18 protein-coding genes are annotated in these 19,568 nt (G+C 45.7%); 5 read left to right on the top strand and 13 right to left on the bottom strand.

The features are described 5' to 3' along the window. Positions 1-14: 14 nt before the first annotated feature. Positions 15-1,355, top strand: a complete 1,341-nt coding sequence (gene rseP / locus BC343_RS01740; protein ID WP_078345991.1) for an RIP metalloprotease RseP — start codon at positions 15-17, stop codon at positions 1,353-1,355. 174 nt (positions 1,356-1,529) lie between these two features. Here the strand turns inward: rseP and BC343_RS01735 are convergent, their stop codons facing one another. The 8 genes from BC343_RS01735 to BC343_RS01700 form a co-directional block, all read right to left on the bottom strand. After that, complete coding sequence (locus BC343_RS01735) at positions 1,530-1,919, bottom strand: VOC family protein (protein ID WP_078345990.1); 390 nt, start codon at positions 1,917-1,919, stop codon at positions 1,530-1,532. 9 nt (positions 1,920-1,928) lie between these two features. Then, the gene (locus BC343_RS01730; RefSeq protein WP_078346475.1) at positions 1,929-2,468 is read right to left on the bottom strand and encodes a DUF4199 domain-containing protein; all 540 of its coding nucleotides are present in this window, start codon (positions 2,466-2,468) and stop codon (positions 1,929-1,931) included. A gap of 297 nt (positions 2,469-2,765) precedes the next feature. Next, a complete protein-coding gene (locus tag BC343_RS31860) occupies positions 2,766-3,230 on the bottom strand; it encodes a response regulator transcription factor (protein ID WP_078345989.1) in 465 nt (154 codons plus the stop codon). Positions 3,231-3,290: 60 nt separating this feature from the next. Then, positions 3,291-4,445 carry an acyltransferase family protein gene (locus BC343_RS01720; RefSeq protein ID WP_078345988.1) on the bottom strand — a complete coding sequence of 385 codons (1,155 nt, stop codon included), beginning with the start codon at positions 4,443-4,445 and terminating at the stop codon, positions 3,291-3,293. Between the two features lie 29 nt (positions 4,446-4,474). Further along, positions 4,475-5,011 (bottom strand): ATP-binding protein, encoded by a 537-nt coding sequence (locus BC343_RS01715; protein ID WP_078345987.1) that lies wholly within the window; start codon positions 5,009-5,011, stop codon positions 4,475-4,477. A 6-nt stretch (positions 5,012-5,017) separates the two neighbouring features. Next, positions 5,018-5,356: an STAS domain-containing protein gene (locus BC343_RS01710; protein WP_078345986.1), complete on the bottom strand. Its 339-nt coding sequence runs from the start codon at positions 5,354-5,356 to the stop codon at positions 5,018-5,020. Continuing rightward, positions 5,356-6,486, bottom strand: a complete 1,131-nt coding sequence (locus BC343_RS01705; RefSeq protein WP_078345985.1) for a fused response regulator/phosphatase — start codon at positions 6,484-6,486, stop codon at positions 5,356-5,358. The genes BC343_RS01710 and BC343_RS01705 overlap by 1 nt, the downstream gene beginning before the upstream one ends. Before the next feature lie 9 nt (positions 6,487-6,495). After that, positions 6,496-6,996, bottom strand: a complete 501-nt coding sequence (locus BC343_RS01700; protein WP_078345984.1) for a hypothetical protein — start codon at positions 6,994-6,996, stop codon at positions 6,496-6,498. Between the two features lie 72 nt (positions 6,997-7,068). Here BC343_RS01700 and BC343_RS01695 point away from each other — a divergent pair, with 72 nt between their 5' ends. Together BC343_RS01695 and BC343_RS01690 are read left to right on the top strand one after the other, a co-directional pair. Beyond that, positions 7,069-7,992, top strand: a complete 924-nt coding sequence (locus BC343_RS01695) for a glycosyltransferase family 2 protein (RefSeq protein WP_078345983.1) — start codon at positions 7,069-7,071, stop codon at positions 7,990-7,992. After that, positions 7,989-9,164, top strand: coding sequence for a glycosyltransferase family 2 protein (locus BC343_RS01690; protein WP_078345982.1), 1,176 nt, complete (start codon positions 7,989-7,991; stop codon positions 9,162-9,164). The genes BC343_RS01695 and BC343_RS01690 overlap by 4 nt, the downstream gene beginning before the upstream one ends. 52 nt (positions 9,165-9,216) lie before the next feature. Here BC343_RS01690 and BC343_RS01685 read toward each other — a convergent pair whose 3' ends face one another. Further along, a complete protein-coding gene (locus tag BC343_RS01685) occupies positions 9,217-10,107 on the bottom strand; it encodes an SMP-30/gluconolactonase/LRE family protein (RefSeq protein ID WP_078345981.1) in 891 nt (296 codons plus the stop codon). A gap of 1 nt (position 10,108) precedes the next feature. After that, complete coding sequence (locus BC343_RS01680; RefSeq protein ID WP_078345980.1) at positions 10,109-11,584, bottom strand: alpha-L-fucosidase; 1,476 nt, start codon at positions 11,582-11,584, stop codon at positions 10,109-10,111. 111 nt (positions 11,585-11,695) lie between these two features. Between BC343_RS01680 and BC343_RS01675 the strand changes: the two genes are divergently transcribed. Further along, positions 11,696-12,151 (top strand): DUF4268 domain-containing protein, encoded by a 456-nt coding sequence (locus BC343_RS01675; protein WP_078345979.1) that lies wholly within the window; start codon positions 11,696-11,698, stop codon positions 12,149-12,151. A gap of 150 nt (positions 12,152-12,301) precedes the next feature. On the opposite strand, the gene BC343_RS01670 is transcribed toward BC343_RS01675, so the two are convergent. Both BC343_RS01670 and BC343_RS01665 read right to left on the bottom strand, forming a co-directional pair. Beyond that, on the bottom strand, positions 12,302-12,826 hold the full coding sequence (locus BC343_RS01670; protein ID WP_078345978.1) for a DUF4142 domain-containing protein: 525 nt from the start codon (positions 12,824-12,826) through the stop codon (positions 12,302-12,304). A gap of 366 nt (positions 12,827-13,192) precedes the next feature. Then, positions 13,193-15,766: a phosphoenolpyruvate carboxylase gene (locus tag BC343_RS01665; protein WP_078345977.1), complete on the bottom strand. Its 2,574-nt coding sequence runs from the start codon at positions 15,764-15,766 to the stop codon at positions 13,193-13,195. A 217-nt stretch (positions 15,767-15,983) separates the two neighbouring features. On the opposite strand from BC343_RS01665, the gene BC343_RS01660 reads away from it, so the two are divergent. After that, a complete protein-coding gene (locus BC343_RS01660) occupies positions 15,984-18,131 on the top strand; it encodes an FUSC family protein (RefSeq protein ID WP_078346474.1) in 2,148 nt (715 codons plus the stop codon). A gap of 203 nt (positions 18,132-18,334) precedes the next feature. Here the strand turns inward: BC343_RS01660 and BC343_RS01655 are convergent, their stop codons facing one another. Continuing rightward, on the bottom strand, positions 18,335-19,549 hold the full coding sequence (locus BC343_RS01655) for an acyltransferase family protein (protein ID WP_202909709.1): 1,215 nt from the start codon (positions 19,547-19,549) through the stop codon (positions 18,335-18,337). Positions 19,550-19,568 lie beyond the last annotated feature (19 nt).

Here is a 19,568-nt window from a genome sequence, read left to right as displayed (position 1 = left end):
CGAAATAAGTACTGATGGATATATTGATCATGGCAGGCCAATTAATACTGGGCCTTTCAATTTTAGTGATACTGCACGAGTTCGGGCACTTTATAGCGGCCCGCGCTTTCGGAATAAAAGTAGAGAAGTTTTACCTGTTTTTTGACGCCTGGAATTTCAGCCTGTTTAAATTCAATTACAAAGGTGTAGAATACGGCATAGGCTGGTTGCCACTTGGCGGCTATGTGAAAATTGCCGGTATGATAGATGAATCTATGGATACCGAGCAATTGGCTGGTCCGCCGCAGCCCTGGGAGTTCCGTGCTAAACCGGCATGGCAACGCCTTATTGTAATGCTGGGCGGTATCATCGTTAACATTATTGTAGGTATACTGATATTTTGGGTGCTGGTTATACGCTACGGCGAAACCTACACGCCAAACGCTAATGCCAAGTACGGTATAGTACCGGGTGTTATCGGTAAAAAGATAGGCTTAAAAGCGGGTGATAAGGTTACTGCCATCAACGGCAAACCATTTGAACGCTTTGAAGAACTGAGCAGCTCTAATGTATTACTGGATAATACCGTGCTTACCATTAAACGCGATTCGCAAACCATCGACCTGAAAATACCGCCAACCATCCTGAACGATATTGCCGATTATGATGATGGTATAGAGCAGTTCATCAACCACTTCCCGCGTAATAAATTCAGCGTTGATTCGGTTTATGGTGCATCAAAAGCAGCCGGCCTGCGCAAAGGTGATAGTATAGTGGCGGTAAATAACAAACCCGTACCTTTCTTCGATCTGTTTCAGGAAGCAGTACAAGCCAATAAAAATAAAAGTGTGCAGCTATCGGTAAAGCGCCCCGATACAACCGTTACCCTTACTGCAAAAGTAGATAGCAACGGAAAGATCGGTTTCTTCCGTTCGGAGAAAGACCTGATGGCGACACAAAAGACCATCGAATACGGCGTTTTTGCAGCATTCCCGGTAGGTGCCGATAAAGCCTGGGATATGTTTGTAAGCAATGCCAAGGGTATTAAAAAGATTTTTACCGGCCAGGTAAAAGCTAATAAAGCTATATCGAGCCCATTGGGTATAGCGCAAAAATTTGGCGGCACCGTAAACTGGATCCGTTTCTGGAGCTTGGTGGGTTTCCTATCTATGGTGTTGGCATTAACCAACCTCCTCCCTATCCCGGGGCTTGATGGTGGCCATACGGTATTCCTGCTTATCGAAATGATAAAAGGTAAACCACTAAGCGACAAGTTTTTGGAACGCGCGCAGATAGTAGGTTTTGTACTGTTAATATCACTAATGGTATTTGCCTTCGGGAACGATATTGTGAAGATATTTACAAGGCATAAATAAAGTTTTTGCTCTTTGCATAGTGGTGATTTAACCACAGAGGGCACAGAGAGAAAACCACAGAGGCCGCAGAGTTTTTACTTTGCGGCCTCTGTGGTTTTAAAGCGTTTACAGGCTCTGTGCCTCTCTGTGTAAAACTCTGCGGCCTCTGTGGTTAAAAAGAGACTAAGCCAAGCCCTACCCCGGCATTTGATATATCTGTATCAAATTACCACAAGTATCATAAAATATGGCGATGATGAACGGCGAGTTCATATCCGGTTTAGTTTTAAACTCTACGCCAAGTGAAACTAACCGCTCATACTCGGTTTTCATATCCTTTACTTCGAACATGGTGTAGGGTATCCCCTGCTCCAATAAGGCGCTTTTAAATGCTTTTGATGCAGGGTTCTCATCAGGTTCCAAAACCAGCTCTACACCATCCGTAGCCTCAGGCGATACTACCGATAGCCATCGGTGTTTTCCCATTGGGATATCCTGTTTCTTGATGAAGCCCAGATTTTCGGTGTAAAATTGCAGGGCCTTCTCCTGGTCGTCGACCAGTATGCTTGTTACGGTTATTTTCATGGGATATACTTATGCAGTTGCGAAATCGGCCGGTGCGTTTTTTCTTTTCAGTATCAGTGCAGTTATTAAGGCCACAATGATGCCTACCGGTAATATCTCTAAGTAAGTATAAGCAGCAAATACCAGCGGGTTTTTATAAGCCTCCTTCATATCCTGCAGGTTCTTGGTTTCTTTGGCAATTTCGGCTGCGCTTTTGCCGCTGCTTTGCAGTTCTTTTACCATGTGGGCGGTGTAACCATCCATCCAGCCGGGTAAAAAGTAATGGTAATCTACCGCCCAGGTAAGCATGTACATGGTTGAGGCAATAAGTGCTACCAAAAAGCCAATCTGGAAAGCCTTTCCAAAACTGATAACACCGCCGTTGTATTTATCGCGATAGTTCTTCACGGCTACAAACATTAGCGATAGCGCGAGTATCATGGCCGAGAAGCCCATGATCATGTTGCCCTCGTACGTGCCCGACTTATAGCACGAGGTCATGGCGAAAACCATAAAGGTAGATATCAGCAAGCCGCTGATCAACCCGAAAACAAGTACATTCTTTTTCATTTCGTTCGTTTTAATTTTATGGTTCAAAGGTGTGTATCCGGCAAATAAAAGCCCTCATACTTTAGGGTGATTTTGGTTTTCAAAGCACGTTTCACCCAAAAGAATGAGTGTTAAAACACCATGCGTTCCGATGGAACGCCCAGTATGTGTATGTATTTTTCTACCAACCATACATCCCTAAGGGATGAAAACACGATCGTTCCATAGGAACGATTCGTTGGTAGAAAAAATCAAACACCGGTTTCACGTTCCATCGGAACGTTTGATGCACACCCATCCAACCCACGCGGCACTCTCTCAGGGTATCAAACTCAATCGCTTTGCCTTCTCTACGGCCTGCGTGCGGCGTTGTACTTCCAGTTTCTCGAACACTTTTGATGAATGCGTTTTGATGGTATTGAGCGATACAAAAAGTTTCTCGGCTATTTGCTGGTTGCTTAAACCATCGGCCATTAGTTGCAGTACCTCCAGTTCGCGGCGGCTCATGCCCAATTGGTTCAGGCAGTTTTCGTCAAATACAAATTCGGTATTGGCAACCAATACTTGTTTTTCAATAGTGATAGTTTTGGGCTGGGCCAGTTTAAGCGCCAGCCAAATACCCAGGCCGGTAAATAGTAAGGCGATGAGCCCGGCATATATCTCAAAAGCGTAATCGATAATAATAAACCGCCACTCCAGCCATTTCATCAGTACCAGCAAGGCACCTAACGACAAGCCGTACAAAATAATAGAGTGGTATTTACCAAAAAAGCCTTGGGGCATAGCGTAATTAGCTGTTGAAGTTTTAAAATTATAAAAATAGGTGCTGATATAAAAGTGGCTTTAACCTGCCGCTTCTGTTTTACTTTGGGTAATTTTTTGGAAACGGGTTTTCAACCGAAGAAAATACCTTTCGAAGCCATAGTAAGACAGGGATGCCAGCGCTACAACCAATATTAGGGTTCCGGCGTACAACACAACTACCTGCAAAAACGTGTTGGCGGGAGGGATATAAGTCCGCACTAAATAAAGCATTAAAAACAGCGGGTATTTATGCAACAGGTATATGCCGTAGGATATTTTGCCGCAATAGCCAAGCACTTTATTGCCTAAAAACAAATTGGCGGCTTTGGGTTCGCAGAGATAAACCATGAGGCATGCCGAGCATACCGAGATAACCAGATCGCCCTGCCCTATCTCGCGATGCAGAAAAACAGCGATGAAAGCGATGAAGGCAATAGCGATAACTAATTGCACATAGCTATTGAACAAATAGTTAAAAAGGCGCTGAAACCTGAACAGGAACACATGATTTTTGGAATTGAAGTACAGCAAGGCCATTACCGCCCCAATCATCATATCATCAAAACGGCTGAAGTACAAAAAACTATCTAACTGCAGCAGAAAGGGATTTTGATATTGGTAGTGTCTAACCACCAGGTTCAGAGTTACTAAAAAAGCCAATAAGCCTAACAGGGTATAAAAAATATGCTCCACCTTTTTTTGCCGGAAGATATGCGGATGGAAAATATAGAACTGCTCCTCTACCCCTATCGACCATATCGGGTCGAACATATCGGGCAGCAGTTTTAAGCAGAAAGCAACGTTGGGCATCAGGAAAAGGCTTAACCAAAGCGCCTGCATAGACCCTTTGGCGGGATAGATAAAGAAACCCACAATAATGAGCAGGAAATACAATGGCCATATACGCAGGATGCGGCGGATGTAAAAATCTTTTAGCGATACTTTTTGGAAGCGCTTCTTTTCTTCGAGCAACAGGTAGCTAATGAGGAAACCACTCAGCGTAAAAAATATAGTAACGCCTATTTTGCCAAAATTTTTGAGGTTGATATAGTCGTGGTGCTGCAGGCCCAGCACCTGTTTATGGTATTGTATGTGCGATACAACTACCATAAGGGCAGCAATAGCCCTGATGCCATCTAAATTGGCGAAATACAAATATGCCTTTTTAGCAACCTGTGCAGTTTTATCGCCCATGTTACCAAACCTAACAAAAATTAGCGGCTTTAAAAAGCTATTGCCGCTGTAAACTTATTGGTGCAGGTATCTATGTCAAACTCGTAATCGAAACTACGGCAGGCGCGGGTGATGATCATTAAACCAAAATGCTCGGGCAGTTGCAGCATGTCGGTTTCTTCAGGTTCAATTTCTTCAACAAAGAATTTTATTTGCCGGTTATTCGCCAACGCACCGCGTAACAAACCGATATGGTCGCTGTAGATGTTAATGGTACGCCCCCCCTGGTGGTTTCCGGCTAATGGCCATTCCATGCGGTGCCCATCAATGTTGATAGCCATAGGGTTGCCCTTATCATGCCTAATTAAAGTTATGCTCCCCTCCGCAATGGTAACATCAACAATAGTTTGTTCCCCACCACAATGCTTTAACGAATTGGTAAGCAATTCCATCAGCACCAGCTTTATGGTGCGTATGGCATCCTCACCGGCACCTTGCTGTTTCAAAAATTCAACAACGGCAATAGTAAGCGGGTAAAGTTCTTCTGCCGTGTTGTTGAATTGAAATTGTTTCGCGTCGGTACTCATACCATCTCAGGGTTTTGCTGTTACAGCCTCACTTGCCGAAGGGTATATTTTAAAGGCCTTATCAAGCCTTATCAACTGAAACAGCCCCAGTATATCCTTATTAAGTGCGGCAACTACCACTTCGGCTTTGTTGGCTATTGCATGCTTTAGCGATGCTACCAGCGCGCCCAAAAATGAGCTATCTACGTAAAGCACTTCGCCAAAATCAACTACAAGGTATTTGGTGCCGCCGTCTATCACGGCAAGCAGTTCGGCCTTGAAAGCATCGGCTACGGTTAAATTTGCTTCTTTTACCTGTATGGTGGCTACAATAGCGGCACCCTCGGGCTTGGTTTGTACTATCATCAGGTTGTTTTTTGTAAAAATATTAAGCTGCAATCGTCAATATGCGTTTGCTTTTTTTCCTCTATAAAGGCGCTCTTTTTAAAATCGCCGAATGGTTTGCCTAAAAATGGTGCTACTGCATCGGCAAAAGTTTGGTAGTCGGTTCTCTTACCATCTGCTCCTTCCGCATCAATAATACCATCGGTGAGTATATAGAGCTGGTCGCCGGTTTGCAGTTGCATAGTTATCTCATCATAGTCGCCATCGGGCATCAACCCAAGCAGCATACCTGCGGAACGTATTTGTTCTGTTTCGCCGGTGCTATGTTTATAATACAACAAGGGCAAATCACCCGCACCCGAGTATATCACACTGCCCTGTTCCGAATCTATCAAAAGCAACGACAAGCTCGAGAGTACATCAGCAACCACCGGGTCGTGATAAACCACCGAGTTTATTTTTTGCAGGATGCTTTGGGTAGAAAAATTACCTTCCGCAATACAAATACGCACCGCCGCCCGTATATAACTCAAAAACCCGAACGAGAAATACCACGCCGCCCACTTCTTGCCCATCACATCGCCCAGCACTATAAACGTATATCGATCATCAATTTTTATAAAATCGATAAAATCTCCCCCGGGGTAATTCTGAAAGGGTTGATGCCAAATATCGGCCTCGAAACCTTGTATAGCAGGTAATTGCTTGGGCACCGAATGCAGGTTAAGTGCCATTGCGGCCTTGCTCAGTTCTTTTAAAGCACGTTCGTGCTGCTCGCGCACGGTACTCAAAAAGTTGTTTATCTTACTTACCACCACCGCAACGGGGGTGTCTTTCAAAATGTAATCAACCGCCTCCAGGTTTATGCCCTCCAACATTACCCCACTATCTACCTCGCTGGTCAGGAACATAAAGGGGATGTCCTTCAAATCAGTTGCCATCAATTGCTGCCGGAATTCGAAACCATTTACTTCAGGCATGTGGTAGTCCGACAGGATGATATCCGGCCGTTGTTGTTTCAGCAGTGCCTGGGCATCTGCCGCCGAGCCCGCTTTCATACACTCGAAACCCTCTTTGGTAAGCGCACGGCCCATCATCTCCAGCACCAGGGGATTATCGTCAACCAGTAAGATTTTCTCAGAAGCAGCCATTTACAGGGCCTATATTTGTTGTCGTTTTAAAATAGAACTCAGGAACAAATATATACCTGTTGACACGATAAGCACCGAAATAATATCCATTATAGTGATGCCATCGTTAGCGTTGAAATAAAAGATGGTAAACATTTCGAAGTAAGGCGGCGCGGGCATAATGATCATGGCAAGGCCAAGGGTTATCATCACCAAACCAATGATCAGTACCGAAGTTTTGCGGACACGCTCGCGGGTTACATACTTCTTGGCCGTTTCGCTATCCAGTTGATGCTGCGACAGTAGCTGTTCGAAGCTATTGAGCATATCTAACCTATCCTGTTCAACATTCACTTCGCGGAAGGCTTCCACTTTTTCGGGCAGCGAAGCTTCATCCAAAGCATGCATTAGTTTTTGCTGAATAGCGCGTACACGCCCGGGCTCGGCCACTCCTTTACGGAGTAGTACCACTAATTCATCGGCCTTTAATTCTAAAAGCGCGGCTTCGTCGGTAACTTCTGCTGTATTCAAAACGATTATTTACTTATAAATGCCTAACTTTTGCTAATATTATAGCGTAAAACAGTCAACAACTTTATTTGCATGAAAAGAGTTTCCGTAGTTACCATCAACTTTAACCAGGATAAGATAACCGAAGAACTTTTAGATTCGATTGCCGCAACCAACACCTACGAAAACCTGGAGGTTATAGTAGTTGATAATGGCAGCACCGTGAACCCGGTACCCAAATGGGCACCCAAATACCCCAATGTTAAGTTTATACGGTCCGAACATAATTTAGGTTTCTCCGGAGGAAACAATTTAGGAATAAAACCCGCCACCGGCGATTATTACTTTTTGGTAAATAACGATACTGAGTTTAGCCCCGGACTGGTACAAAAACTGGTTGATATATTAGATACCCACCCCGAAGTGGGCATTATATCGCCAAAATTAGTTTACGATTTCGACCGCAGCATTATACAATATGTAGGCTTTACGCAGGTAGATTATTATACATGCCGCAACCGCGCCGTTGGTAAAGGCGAGAAAGATACCGGCCAATACGATAACCTGCTTGGCCAAACCGGCTACTGCCACGGCGGCGCCATGATGGTGAAACGCGAAACCTGCGAAAAAGCCGGGCTGATGGCCGACAACTTCTTTATTTATTACGAAGAGGTTGATTGGGGCGAGCGCATCAATAAATCGGGCTACCAGGCATGGGTACGTGGCGATGCCGTCATTTACCACAAAGAATCGATGACGGTAGGCAAGAACAGCCCGTTTAAAGAGTACTTCATGAACCGTAACCGCATCCTGTTCATCCGCCATAATGCGCCTGCTTTTAAGGCATTTGTATTCTACATTTACTTTGTGTTGATGGTGGTGCCGCGTAATATTGTCAACTACATTAAGGAAAAGAAATACAACTTCATAAGCATCCTTTTCCGCGCAGTGTGGTGGAACATCACCCATAAAAAAACAAGCGAAGAGTTAGGTTGGGTAGTAAATAAAGTTTCATGAAAATTGCATTCTGGTTCAGCCTTTTTATTGCCTTCTACACCTTTGTTGGCTATGGCATATTGCTGTTTATCATCATTAAAATAAAACGTGCTGTAAAGGGCCGTAAAATTATTGCCGATGTAGCAGAAGAGTTATTGCCCGAATGTACCCTTGTTGTAGCTGCCTATAACGAGGAGCGCTACATGGCCGATAAAATTGCCAACTGCCTGGCGTTAAAGTATCCGGCGGGTAAATTAAAGTTCGTTTTTGTGACCGACGGCTCTAACGACGGCACTATGGACGTTATTAGCCAATACCCGCAAATTCAACTACTGCACCGCCCCGAGCGTGCCGGTAAAATTGCCGCCGTACACCGCGCTATGGAATATGTTACCACGGAAGCCGTGGTGTTTACCGATGCCAATACTTTTTTGAACGAAGATGCCATGATACGCATTTGCCGCCACTATGCTGATCCAACCGTGGGCTGCGTTGCGGGCGAAAAGCGTGTGCAGATAGACGCAAATGCCGATGCCAGCGCAGCAGGCGAAGGCTTTTACTGGAAGTATGAATCGGCTTTAAAGAAATGGGATTCGGAACTGTATTCGGTTGTGGGTGCTGCAGGCGAGTTGTTCAGCGTACGCCGCAATTTGTACCAGGATGTTCCGCCCGATACCGTGTTGGATGATTTTATGATATCGATGCTGATAGCCGCCAAAGGTTACCGCATTGTATACGAACCTGAAGCTTATGCGCTGGAAACAGCATCTGAAAATGTAAGCGAAGAACTGAAACGCAAAATACGCATTGCTGCGGGTGGTATGCAATCCATACTGCGATTGGTGCCGCTGTTGTTATCCTTCAAATACCCGCTGTTATCTTTTCAATACGTGAGCCACCGCGTATTACGCTGGACGGTTACGCCCTTCTTCCTGATACTGGCATTCATCACCAACCTTGCCCTGGCCTTTGCCGAAATGGGATGGGTATACCAACTACTATTTGCCGGGCAGGTATTCTTTTACCTGCTTGCCTTCCTGGGCTTTATAATGGAAAAAAGGCAGGTGCGTATAAAAGCACTATTTGTGCCCTATTATTTCTGCGTGATGAACTATGCGGTGTTAGCAGGCATTATCCGCTACTTCACCAAAAAGCAAAGCGCGGTATGGGAGAAAGCGCAGAGGAAGAGTTAAGTTCGAAGCCAGAAGTTTTAAGTCTTAAGGCTTAGGACTTACGACTACAGACTTATTCCACTCCTCTTACCTTCATTTGTAAAGTATAAATAGCTTTTGATGCTGTTATAAAAAGCACATCCTTGTTTTTGCCGCCAAAACAAAGGTTGGCCGTCCATGGTTCGGGCACATCTATATGAGCTATTTGCTTGCCTTCGGGATTGAACACCGTTATGCCATTGCCGGCAAGGTACAGGTTACCATGCTCGTCCAGCGTAATGCCGTCGGCACCTTTATTGGCAAATACCCGATTGCCGGTTAGCGTGCCGTCTGCTTTGATATCGAATAAATAAATCTTCCCTCCTCCTATATCTGCCACGTAAAGCAGCTTTCCGTCGGGCGAGCCTACTATGCCGTTAGGTTGTTTCAAGCCGTCTTCCAGCATTATCGCCTCGGCTTTCCCTTTGGGGAGGTAATACACCTTCTGCCCGTCCTGGTCGGGTTTGGTGCGGCTCCACCAGGGGCGCTGGTAGTATGGGTCGGTAAAGTAGATATTACCGTTGGGGTGTATCCATAGGTCGTTAGGGCCGTTCAACAATTTTCCTTTATAGTCGCCAAGGAGTACCTTTTGCTTTTTGCCGTTCTTCACCAGCCACAACTCGTCATGTTCATCGGCGCAAACGATCAGGTTGCCCTTTCTGTCCATATAAGTACCGTTAGCGCGGCCTGCACTATCCATGTAGAGCGATAACTTACCCTCGGTGTCATACTTCCATATTTTATTATTGGGCTGGTCGGTAAAGTAAATATTCCCTTTCTTATCTACAGCGGGGCCTTCGGTAAAGGCAAATTGTTTAGAGATAAGTTTAGGCTTTTCGGTGGTATCGTATAAAGCAAGTTCCTGTGCGGCGGCTCTTCCAAATGCAGAAGCGAGCACCAGTAGTAAAAAGCAAATTCGTTTCATATTAATTGGCTAAGGGTGCTTCTTTAAACAAACCAAGATCGCTAAGCGCCACGCATACCGGCGATTTAGTTACACGCAGGCGCACTTTTGTGGTGGTGACATCCTCGGGCAGGCGTATCAGCCTGTTACCGCCGATGCTGGTGGCCATGGCAATTTGCTTCCATTGCCCGTCTACCCAGGCATCAAACTGAACTTCCTCTACCCTTTGTCCCAGCTTAGTATTTTCGCGCAGGCGTATCACGTTAAAGGTTTTGGCTTTAGGCAAGCTGATGAGTAACTCGGGTGTTTTAACTTTATCGTCGGTAGCCCAATAGCTGTAGCGGTCGTTATCCAGCAGGTTGGCTGCCGTAAACTTTACCTTATCGCCACTGCGGGTATTGCTTGCGGTTAGCTTTGCGCCTTTGGCAAGGTTAACAGCGAAGGTATTTTTAACCACATCGCCGAAGGCTTTCAGCGAGGCAACATCATGGTCGTTAAGCAAACCACGTTTATCCGGCGAAAGCCCAAGGTCTAACGATGCCCCGCGGCCAACGCTTTGGTAATATAAGTTGAGTAAGGTAGCCGGCGTTTTCACCGAATCATCCTGCGTAGGGTGGTAAAACCATCCCGGGCGCAGCGATACATCGCATTCAGCAGGCATCCAGTATTTGCCATCGCGGTGGCCCTCGGTGCCTTCCTGGTCTTTTACATAACCGTTGCCGGGCTTTTTGCCTTCTTCGGGAGCATGAGGGGTGTAGGTTGCCCAGCAGGTTTCACCCGCCTGGCCACGCTCGTTACCCACCCAGCGCACATCGGGGCCAACATCGCCAAATATGGCCGCATTGGGTTGCAGTTTGCGGGTAATGCCCCAGGTTTGCTCCCAACCGTAATAGGTAGAGCGATCTATCTTGCGTACCTCGTTGGCACCGCCGTAATAGCCATCGCCACCGTTGGCCCCGTCGTGCCACGACATAAACAGCGGGCCGTATTTGGTGTACAACTCTTTCAGTTGGGCACGGTAAACTTTGGTTACATAATCAGGCGAGCCGTATAGCGCGCTGTTACGGTCCCAGGGCGAGCAGTATACGCCCATCTTCATGCCCAGTTTATTGCAGGCAGCGCGATACTCGCCTACTATGTCGCCTTTGCCGTTTTTGTAAGGGCTTTTAGAAATATTATAATCTGTTGTTTTGGTTGGCCAAAGGCAAAAGCCATCGTGGTGTTTGGCCACTACCACAATACCTTTAAAACCACCTGCCTTTGCTGCTCCAACTATTTGCATAGCGCTAAACTCGGTTGGGTTTACCACGGCGGCACCTTCGTTACCGTAACCCCACTCCTTGTTCATGTAGGTAGTTGGCCCGAAATGGATAATGCAGTACATACCTGTTTCCTGCCACTGCAGTTGGCCTTTAGTGGGTAGTGGCCCATAAGGTTTGGGAGCTTTTTGAGCAAAGGCCGCGAAGGGCAACAATAATAGCAACGATAGATATTTCATAGCTGGTGAATGTATGGTTGGCTAATTTAATCATTCGGCAGGGTTTTGGCGGGCCAAATAATAAGCTATTTTTGCAACCCGGCAATTTTGCAGTATAGGCAACCAACAAAAATGTATTCAAAAGACCAGGCAACTCAACTAAAGCAAGCATTCTGGACCGCCTTTGGGCAGTACATGGGTCCCGTGCTGAGTGCCGAAGGCCTGCGCACCAACTGGGTAAACTACAAAACCGGCGTAAAGCACATCTTTTTTAAAATGCAGGCCGATGGCAAAAAAGCAAGCATAGCCATAGAGATAGCACACCCGGATGTAGAACTGCAGGAACTCTTCTTCGAGCAGTTTACCACTTACAAAGCTATGCTCCACAGCACTTTGGAAGAAGACTGGGACTGGGCACTACACACCACCGACGATTATGGCAAAACCATAAGCCGCATTTACACCGAACTACGCCCCGCCAGCGTTTTTCAAAAAGACGATTGGCCCAAACTGATCTCCTTTTTTAAACCCCGCATTATTGCTTTAGATGAATTTTGGAGCATCGTGAAACCGATGTTCGAAGCCTGATTTTGGGATTCCACCGATTATTGTTTGATTACCCTAATCAAGACAGATTCCACAGATTTTTGAAGTTCCAATCAGGGTTTCGTGTAAATCGCTGAATCCCTAAATCGTGTCCTATCAGTGGAATCTTTTAAAAATCGGTGAAATCATCAACTATTGTAATCGCGCACAAAGTGCATTCGCCTGCTCCAGGTGTTCTTTCAGTTTCGGCAAAGCTTTCCCCGCAAATTCGGTTATTTTTTTGTTTGAGTTACCCGTTACAGTTTTGTAGAGCGCAATGCTTTGTTCGTAATCCTGCACCATGGCTTGTATGTAGGCTCTGTCAAAAGCGCTTCCTGTATCTTTACTCAGCGTTTCAATAGCCAGGGTATGCACTTTGGTTAGTGTATCAGGTATGGCGGCTTTCTGCTCTGTGGCTATCTGTTTTAGTTTGGTGCCTGCATCGGTATGTGCCGCTATCATGGCGTTAGCATAATCTGTAATGGCCTTGTTCTTCGAAACCTTTAGTGCCAGTTGCGATAGCTGTATTTCGGCATTACCGCCTTCTATGCCTTTGGTAACAAAATTTTGCACCTCGGCGTCAACTACATTATTGTAGTTACGGCCTTTCCTATTATTACAAGCGCAAATACTGAAAAGAAAGGCAAAGCCTATCACTATGCCGGGGAATAATTTCATTATAATTGGTTAAGTGTGTAATGGGTTAACAAACATAAGCTATTCCTGTTTATTTTTTTATTGGGGGATTACACCGATTGGTGTTTGGGATTACACCGATTATATTTGATTTCACCGATTCAGCCCTTGTTTGGTGTTATCACCAACAAGGCAACGCAGAATTTATAGATACGATATAAATGGAAAACCTTAATGTAAACTAGAGGTGAGTAACTATACCGGCCTCACGTAAATACAAACATTGGAGTTGTTGGTGATAACACACAACAACGGCGGTCCTGAAAATGAACCGGGCAGATTGGTATGGCAAAAAAAAGACGCTAACCTTTGCGGTTTAGCGTCTTTGCGTGAAATATTATTTAACGTTTATGCGAGATTACGGCCGGCATTCACAATACCGTATACTGTGCGTATAACCAGTTTATTGTATACGCTGGTCAGTTCTTCGTCGTGTTCCTGGTTGAGGCATTGCAGGGCATAGTGCTGAATGATAACCAAAGGCAATACGATCTTTTCGCGGATGGCGATAGAACGGCGTTCAACCGGCGACTCTTCCATCAACACCGTCATGCCGGTGAGTTCCAACAGCATGGCTTTGGTGAGTTCGTATTCTGCCTTTAAACCCAACCAGAATTTACCGAACTTTTTATCCTTCTCGAGATAAGCCGTTACCCGGAAATCTGATTTCGACATCGACATCATACAGTTATCCAACATGGTTTTAAAGAAACCCGAATTGCGGTACAATTCCTGCACCTTTTCCCACTGGCCACTATCCTTCATTTTCTTTAACGATGTACCTACACCGTAAAAGCCCGGGATGCTCTGTTTCAGCTGGCTCCACGAGGTTACGAAGCTAATGGCACGCAGATCTTCCAGTTTTAGCTTGGCCGAAGCGTTACGCTTTGTCGGGCGGCTACTGATATTGATCTGAGAAAGTAATTTCAGCGGACTGAATTTCTCCAAATACTCCACGAACAACGGATGCTCGCGCAGTGCCAGGAACATGCCGTGGCTTGCTTCGGCCATTTCGGCTATAAGGGCTTTATGGCTATCATCCAACAGATCCTTATGGTTAGGGTTTAGCGCCGATACGATACCGGCATTTATCAACTGCTCGGTATTGAACCTTGCTGTTTCTACCGAACCATACTGCGAACTAATGGTTTGGCCCTGTATGGTGAGCTGTATATGGTCGTTAGCTATCTCCTTACCCATCGAAGCATAGAAACGGTGCGTTTTACCGCCGCCGCGTGCCGGTGGACCGCCCCTGCCATCAAAGAAGGCCAGGTCTATTTCGTATTTACGGGCCATGGCGGTTAATTCTACCTTGGCTTTGTAAATACTCCAGTTGGCCATCAGGTAGCCACCATCTTTGGTACTATCGCTAAAGCCAAGCATAATAGTTTGCTTGTTACCCCGGCTCTTCAGGTGCTTTTTATAGAATGGATGTGTGTAAAGCGTTTCCATCACATCGCTGGCGTGTTTCAAGTCGTTCACCGTCTCGAATAGTGGCATAAAATCGATGGTAAGGTTATCCTTTTTCCAACCGCTCCATAAGAACAGGTCTATCAGCTGCAAAATGTCCGATGCCTGCTGGCAGTTACTGATGATGAACCTGTGGCAACCGTTTACGCCATTGCTTTCCTGTATTTGCTTTACCAAACGTATAGTATCCAGCGTATCGCGGGTAAGCGGGTCGGCGTCCTCTGGGCAAACAAAATCTGCTTCGGTAAACGGCAGCGTTTTTAGTTTTGCCTGTTCGTCCATTTCCATATAGCCTTTTGGCACGCCGGTGTATATCTTCTTGGTACCGTAATCAAATACGCTGCGCAGTACGCGGCTATCTTGCCTGATATCTAACGTGGCAAAGTACGAACCAAACAGGCGTACTTTCTGCGTAAGGTTATCTACAATATCCACAAAAAGGCTGTCGTGGTCTTTAACCAGCGTTTCGTGCATCGAGGTCAATATCTCCAGCATTTCGCCCTGCAGGTCTTTCGGTTTCTCAGGTTCGCTAAAGGCGTTATCATAAAGCAGCTTCTCCAACTTGGCGATGTTATCAACAAAACCACGGAAGGTGATGCGGCGTTTTAAGATCCTGAAATCGCGATAGTAGCTGCGGAATATGTGCTTCCGCAAAAGTGTGGCTACTTCTTTAGTGCCTTGCGTAGTTACGTTAGGGTTACCATCGCGGTCGCCGCCGGGCCAAAAGCCAAGCTCTAAAACAGGGCGCTTGCTTTCCGGCTCAAACTCTTCTTCCAGCTTGGCTTGTATACCGGCAAGGGCATGGTAAAACACATTCTCGAGGAACCAAACCAAACTAACAGCCTCATCTACAGGCGTTGGCGAGGTTTTATTAAAGAAAGGAGTTTTACCTAATTGTTGCAACAAGGTGTTTATCTCCGGTACATCGTTGGTCTTCAGCGCATCAATCAGGTCGTTCATAATACCCAACACGCTGCCCGGGTAAAACTGGGTAGGGTGAGCAGTAAGCACCAATCGGAGCGAAAAATCTTCGAGCTGTTTGCTTATTTGCTTGCGGGCACTCTCGTTAGATGTAGCCTGCTGCACCATGCTTTGCAGCGGGCCGGTATCATCTGTACGGCTAAGGGTACCAAATGAGGAGTCTTCAATAGCATCGAACAATACGACCTGCCGCTCAATGTATTGTATAAAGCGGAACATACGGTTGATCTGCTCGCGGTTATCAATACCCGGCACGTAGTTTTTAAAGAACGACTCGATAATTTCGGTGGGTGATGATTCAGCCTGTGCCCCCTTCTCGCAATGCGAGCTGAAGAATGGCAGCAGGATACCAGTATCTTTCACCTGGTAAAAAGGCAGCGTTTGAAACAAACTGTTATATAACTCGAAACGGGTTACAACTTCCTGGTTAAATGTTGTTTCTCTCTGACTGAGCCTTTGGTTTGATGGCATAATAAAACAGGTTTGGCAAAATTTATAGTATATCGGCCGAATATAGATTGCTGGCCGTTATTTCGGCGTGAATTTAATTATCTAAAACCAATTTACACTAAAATATGAATAATTAATAACAGATAATGCTATTTGATGCAATTATGGTTATTACAACCAGCAACCATATTATTTGTTTAAATTTGCGATGGTAAAATATTTGCCACAGAACCACCTCATGAACAGCCACCAACGGGAAATAAAAAGCTTTTTTTACAGCCAGTATTTTTCTGACGGACTGCGCATTACAGCCGGTATTTTAACCCCATCGCTGGTGGCATTACAGCTTGGCGATTTCGAGTTAGGCCTGACCATGTCACTGGGAGCGCTGTGTATCTGCACCATAGATAGCCCCGGGCCGGTACAGCATAAACGTAATGCCATGGCCATTGCCAACGGATTATTGTTCGCTGTATCGCTCATCACCGGCTTTGCCAGGCTCAACGTATTTACCCTCGGGCTCGAAATAACAGTATTCTCTTTCTTGTTCAGCATGCTTACCGTGTATGGTAACCGTGCTGCATCGGTAGGCACTTCTGCCCTGCTCATCATGATATTTATGATGGATAAGGCCGTGCCCCCGCCTGAATTGCCCATCTTCTGCGCTACCATATTAATGGGCGGGTTGTGGTACATGATATTCAGCCTGATATTTTTTGGTATACGCCCCTATCGTGCCGCCCAGCAAACCCTTGGCGAAAACGTGGCCGATGTTGCCCGTTTCCTCCGCTTGAAGGCAGATTTTTACCGGGTAGAAACCGATATAGACGATAATTACCGCCGATTGGTACTGCAACAAATATCGGTAAGCAACCACCAGGACGCCGTGCGCGAAATGCTCTTTAAAAGCCGTTTGATGGTAAAGGAATCGACCGGTGCCAGCCGCATTTTGGTGCTTACGTTTATCGGCCTGGTGGATATGTTCGAGCAGATAATGGCCACGCACTATGATTACCGCCACATCCGCGAAAAATATGCGCATACAGGCGTATTAGAAGAAATAGCCGACTTTTTATACACCCTGGCCGACGACCTGGATAATATTGGCTTTGCCGTATTGGCCAACACCCGCCCCGAAAAGCTTAGCGGGCTTAACGCAAAACTGGAGCTACTGAAGCAAAAGATTGATGAGGTGGACATAAAGTTTCCGGGTACCAGTAACCTTGTGCTCAAAAAGATACTGATCAACCTGCGCGATGTATCAAAAAGCGTAAGCAATATTTATAAGTATTACCACTCCAAAGCATCAGACCTGCTGATGAACGATACGCGCGAGGTAGAGTACTCTAAATTTGTAACCCACCAGGATTTTGCCCCGCATATTTTCTGGGATAACTTTACGCTTAGCTCAGCAACATTCAAACACGCACTGCGGGTATGCTTAGTTTGTTTGGTGGGCTTTGTTACGGCTAAGTTTATTGCGCCGGGGCAGCATAGTTATTGGGTGCTGCTTACCATTATTGTGATACTAAAGCCGGGCTTCAGCTTATCTAAACAGCGTAATTACCAAAGGCTTATAGGTACTATTGCCGGTGGTGCTATTGGTATATTAATACTAACGTACATTCCTAACGCTACCGTTCAATTTGTGTTTTTAGTAGTGCTAATGATGGGTACCTACAGTTTCCTGAGGCTGAATTATGTAGTGAGCGTAACGTTTATGACGCCCTTTGTACTCATTCTGTTCAAATTCCTATCGGTAGGCAATGTGGTGCAGGAGCGTATTATCGATACCCTTATTGGTTCTACCATTGCCCTTATAGCCAGCTACCTTATTTTCCCTACATGGGAGTTTGAGCAGATACAGCATGATTTGAAGGCTGTAATAACTGCCAATATTGCCTACCTGCAAAAGGTATCAGAAAGTATTGCCGGCAAGCCCGTTGCAATAACAGATTATAAGCTGGCCCGCAAGGATGTATATGTGCAATCGGCCAACTTATCGGCCACCTTCGAGCGCATGACCAGCGAGCCTAAGAGCAAGCAGCGAAATATTAAAGACATCCATAAGTTTGTGGTGCTCAATCATATCCTCACCTCATACACAGCAAATATTGCATCCACACTTATCCGCACCGCACCGCAATTCCCGCATGCCGACCTGCTGAAACTGGTAAAACGCAGCATGGCCGTTTTAAAGGAAACCAATAAAAAAATAAGCGGAGAAATAAGCGATGCCCCCGCAAAACCCGCCGAAGGCGTAAAAACCGCAGAAACACCATCCACCCTGCTCAGTGCAGATGATGCCCTGATGAAGGAGCAATTAGGCTTCATTAACAAGATAACTGTAGATATAGCCAAGGTTACGGAGACAATACTTAGGTAGTCTTTTTAACAGGATGACAGGATTAAAAGATTGACAGGATTATTTTTTTAGAGGATTACACCGATTAAATTAGATTTCACAGATTGATTTAATCTGTGAAATCTAAAAATCAATACAATCCTTGAAAAAAAATCCTGCTAATCCTCCTCCTGTCCTGACATCCTGTTAAAAAATCGTGTCAATCGCTCCATCCCTAAATTGTGTTAAACTTTGATGAACACTTTCTTCCTGTACATCCAGTGGAGTATCAGCCAATCAATAGTTAATACAACGATGCCCTTAACCAATGTACTATAAGCATCACCAAAAATCTGATCGTAATGGCCAAAGTGGGTATAAAGCGATTTGGTGATAAAAGAGCCGAAACCATCCGCCAGTATGTATGCAGCTATAGAATTGGTACCTATAACCATCAACAACAGCGCCTTGCGTTTATACTCGCCGGCATCCATAAAGCCGTAGAACAATGCCAGTAGCAAAAAGCAGCAACCACCGCTGAAGATAACCCAGCCGGGTGTCCAGATACGTTTTACTACCGGGGCTATGCCGGTGAAATGCAGTAGCGCAGACAAGGCTAACAAACCTATACCTATGGTAACAAAGCGCCTAACCAGTACAAATGGCGCCTTGCCTGAACGTAACATATTGCCGGCAAGTAACCCAATAATCATGGTGCCTAATGTAGGGATAAAGCTAAGCGTACTGTAGCCGCCCTCGTTAAAATTAAAATAATGTTCGCGCGGGAAAAGGTTCAAAAACCATTTATCTACCCCCCAGGCAAGGTTGGTATTTTTGTTCCAATGCGCGGCAAAGCCTTTAAAATTGCCCGCCCAGTCGGCCGTCACGCCTGCCGATGCATAGTCGAAATCAGGGCCGGGCAGCGGGTATAGTGCAAAGGCCGCCCAATAGCCAACCAGTATTACTACAAGGGCGATCAACTGTGTACGCGGTTTACAAAAACCCAGCAGGAACAGGAAAGTATACCCCATACCTATCTGGCTCAGCGTATCTTCGAAAGTAAAATAAGTTTGATCGCTCCACATCGACCGCAGGAAAATGCCCAGTGCTATGAGTATTACCGACCTTATTATCGCATGTTTCAGCAGATCCCAAAACTTGCAGCCGCGCGATAGCCTGCTTGCTATGGAAAATGGCAAGGCCACGCCTACCATAAAAGAGAACGAAGGCTGTATCAGATCGTGCAGTGAGCAACCCGCCCAGGCCACATGGCTTTGATTGAAAGCGAGGAAGTTCCAAAAGGAATTGCCGGGCAACGAAGCCGATACATGCTGAAACGAAAGCACTTCGCCCATCATCAGCAGCATTACAAAGCCGCGGTAGGCATCAAGCGAATTGAGGCGGGTAGTTGCCACGGGCGCAATTGCCGGGGCATCGTTCGGGTCGGTTTTGGTTTTCAATGGTTTATAATTTAGGGGT

Source organism: Mucilaginibacter pedocola, from assembly GCF_002013915.1.
Lineage (GTDB): Bacteria > Bacteroidota > Bacteroidia > Sphingobacteriales > Sphingobacteriaceae > Mucilaginibacter > Mucilaginibacter pedocola.
The sequence above is the reverse complement of the archived record's forward strand: the minus strand, read 5'-3'. Positions and strand labels throughout refer to the sequence as shown.

Bases quoted from the DNA above. Each gene is read 5' to 3' on its own strand.
- rseP (WP_078345991.1), top strand. From the start codon at position 15: ATGGATATATTGATCATGGCAGGCCAATTAATACTGGGCCTTTCAATT.
- BC343_RS01735 (WP_078345990.1), bottom strand. From the start codon at position 1,919: ATGAAAATAACCGTAACAAGCATACTGGTCGACGACCAGGAGAAGGCC.
- BC343_RS01730 (WP_078346475.1), bottom strand. From the start codon at position 2,468: ATGAAAAAGAATGTACTTGTTTTCGGGTTGATCAGCGGCTTGCTGATA.
- BC343_RS31860 (WP_078345989.1), bottom strand. From the start codon at position 3,230: ATGCCCCAAGGCTTTTTTGGTAAATACCACTCTATTATTTTGTACGGC.
- BC343_RS01720 (WP_078345988.1), bottom strand. From the start codon at position 4,445: ATGGGCGATAAAACTGCACAGGTTGCTAAAAAGGCATATTTGTATTTC.
- BC343_RS01715 (WP_078345987.1), bottom strand. From the start codon at position 5,011: ATGAGTACCGACGCGAAACAATTTCAATTCAACAACACGGCAGAAGAA.
- BC343_RS01710 (WP_078345986.1), bottom strand. From the start codon at position 5,356: ATGATAGTACAAACCAAGCCCGAGGGTGCCGCTATTGTAGCCACCATA.
- BC343_RS01705 (WP_078345985.1), bottom strand. From the start codon at position 6,486: ATGGCTGCTTCTGAGAAAATCTTACTGGTTGACGATAATCCCCTGGTG.
- BC343_RS01695 (WP_078345983.1), top strand. From the start codon at position 7,069: ATGAAAAGAGTTTCCGTAGTTACCATCAACTTTAACCAGGATAAGATA.
- BC343_RS01690 (WP_078345982.1), top strand. From the start codon at position 7,989: ATGAAAATTGCATTCTGGTTCAGCCTTTTTATTGCCTTCTACACCTTT.
- BC343_RS01685 (WP_078345981.1), bottom strand. From the start codon at position 10,107: ATGAAACGAATTTGCTTTTTACTACTGGTGCTCGCTTCTGCATTTGGA.
- BC343_RS01680 (WP_078345980.1), bottom strand. From the start codon at position 11,584: ATGAAATATCTATCGTTGCTATTATTGTTGCCCTTCGCGGCCTTTGCT.
- BC343_RS01675 (WP_078345979.1), top strand. From the start codon at position 11,696: ATGTATTCAAAAGACCAGGCAACTCAACTAAAGCAAGCATTCTGGACC.
- BC343_RS01670 (WP_078345978.1), bottom strand. From the start codon at position 12,826: ATGAAATTATTCCCCGGCATAGTGATAGGCTTTGCCTTTCTTTTCAGT.
- BC343_RS01665 (WP_078345977.1), bottom strand. From the start codon at position 15,766: ATGCCATCAAACCAAAGGCTCAGTCAGAGAGAAACAACATTTAACCAG.
- BC343_RS01660 (WP_078346474.1), top strand. From the start codon at position 15,984: ATGAACAGCCACCAACGGGAAATAAAAAGCTTTTTTTACAGCCAGTAT.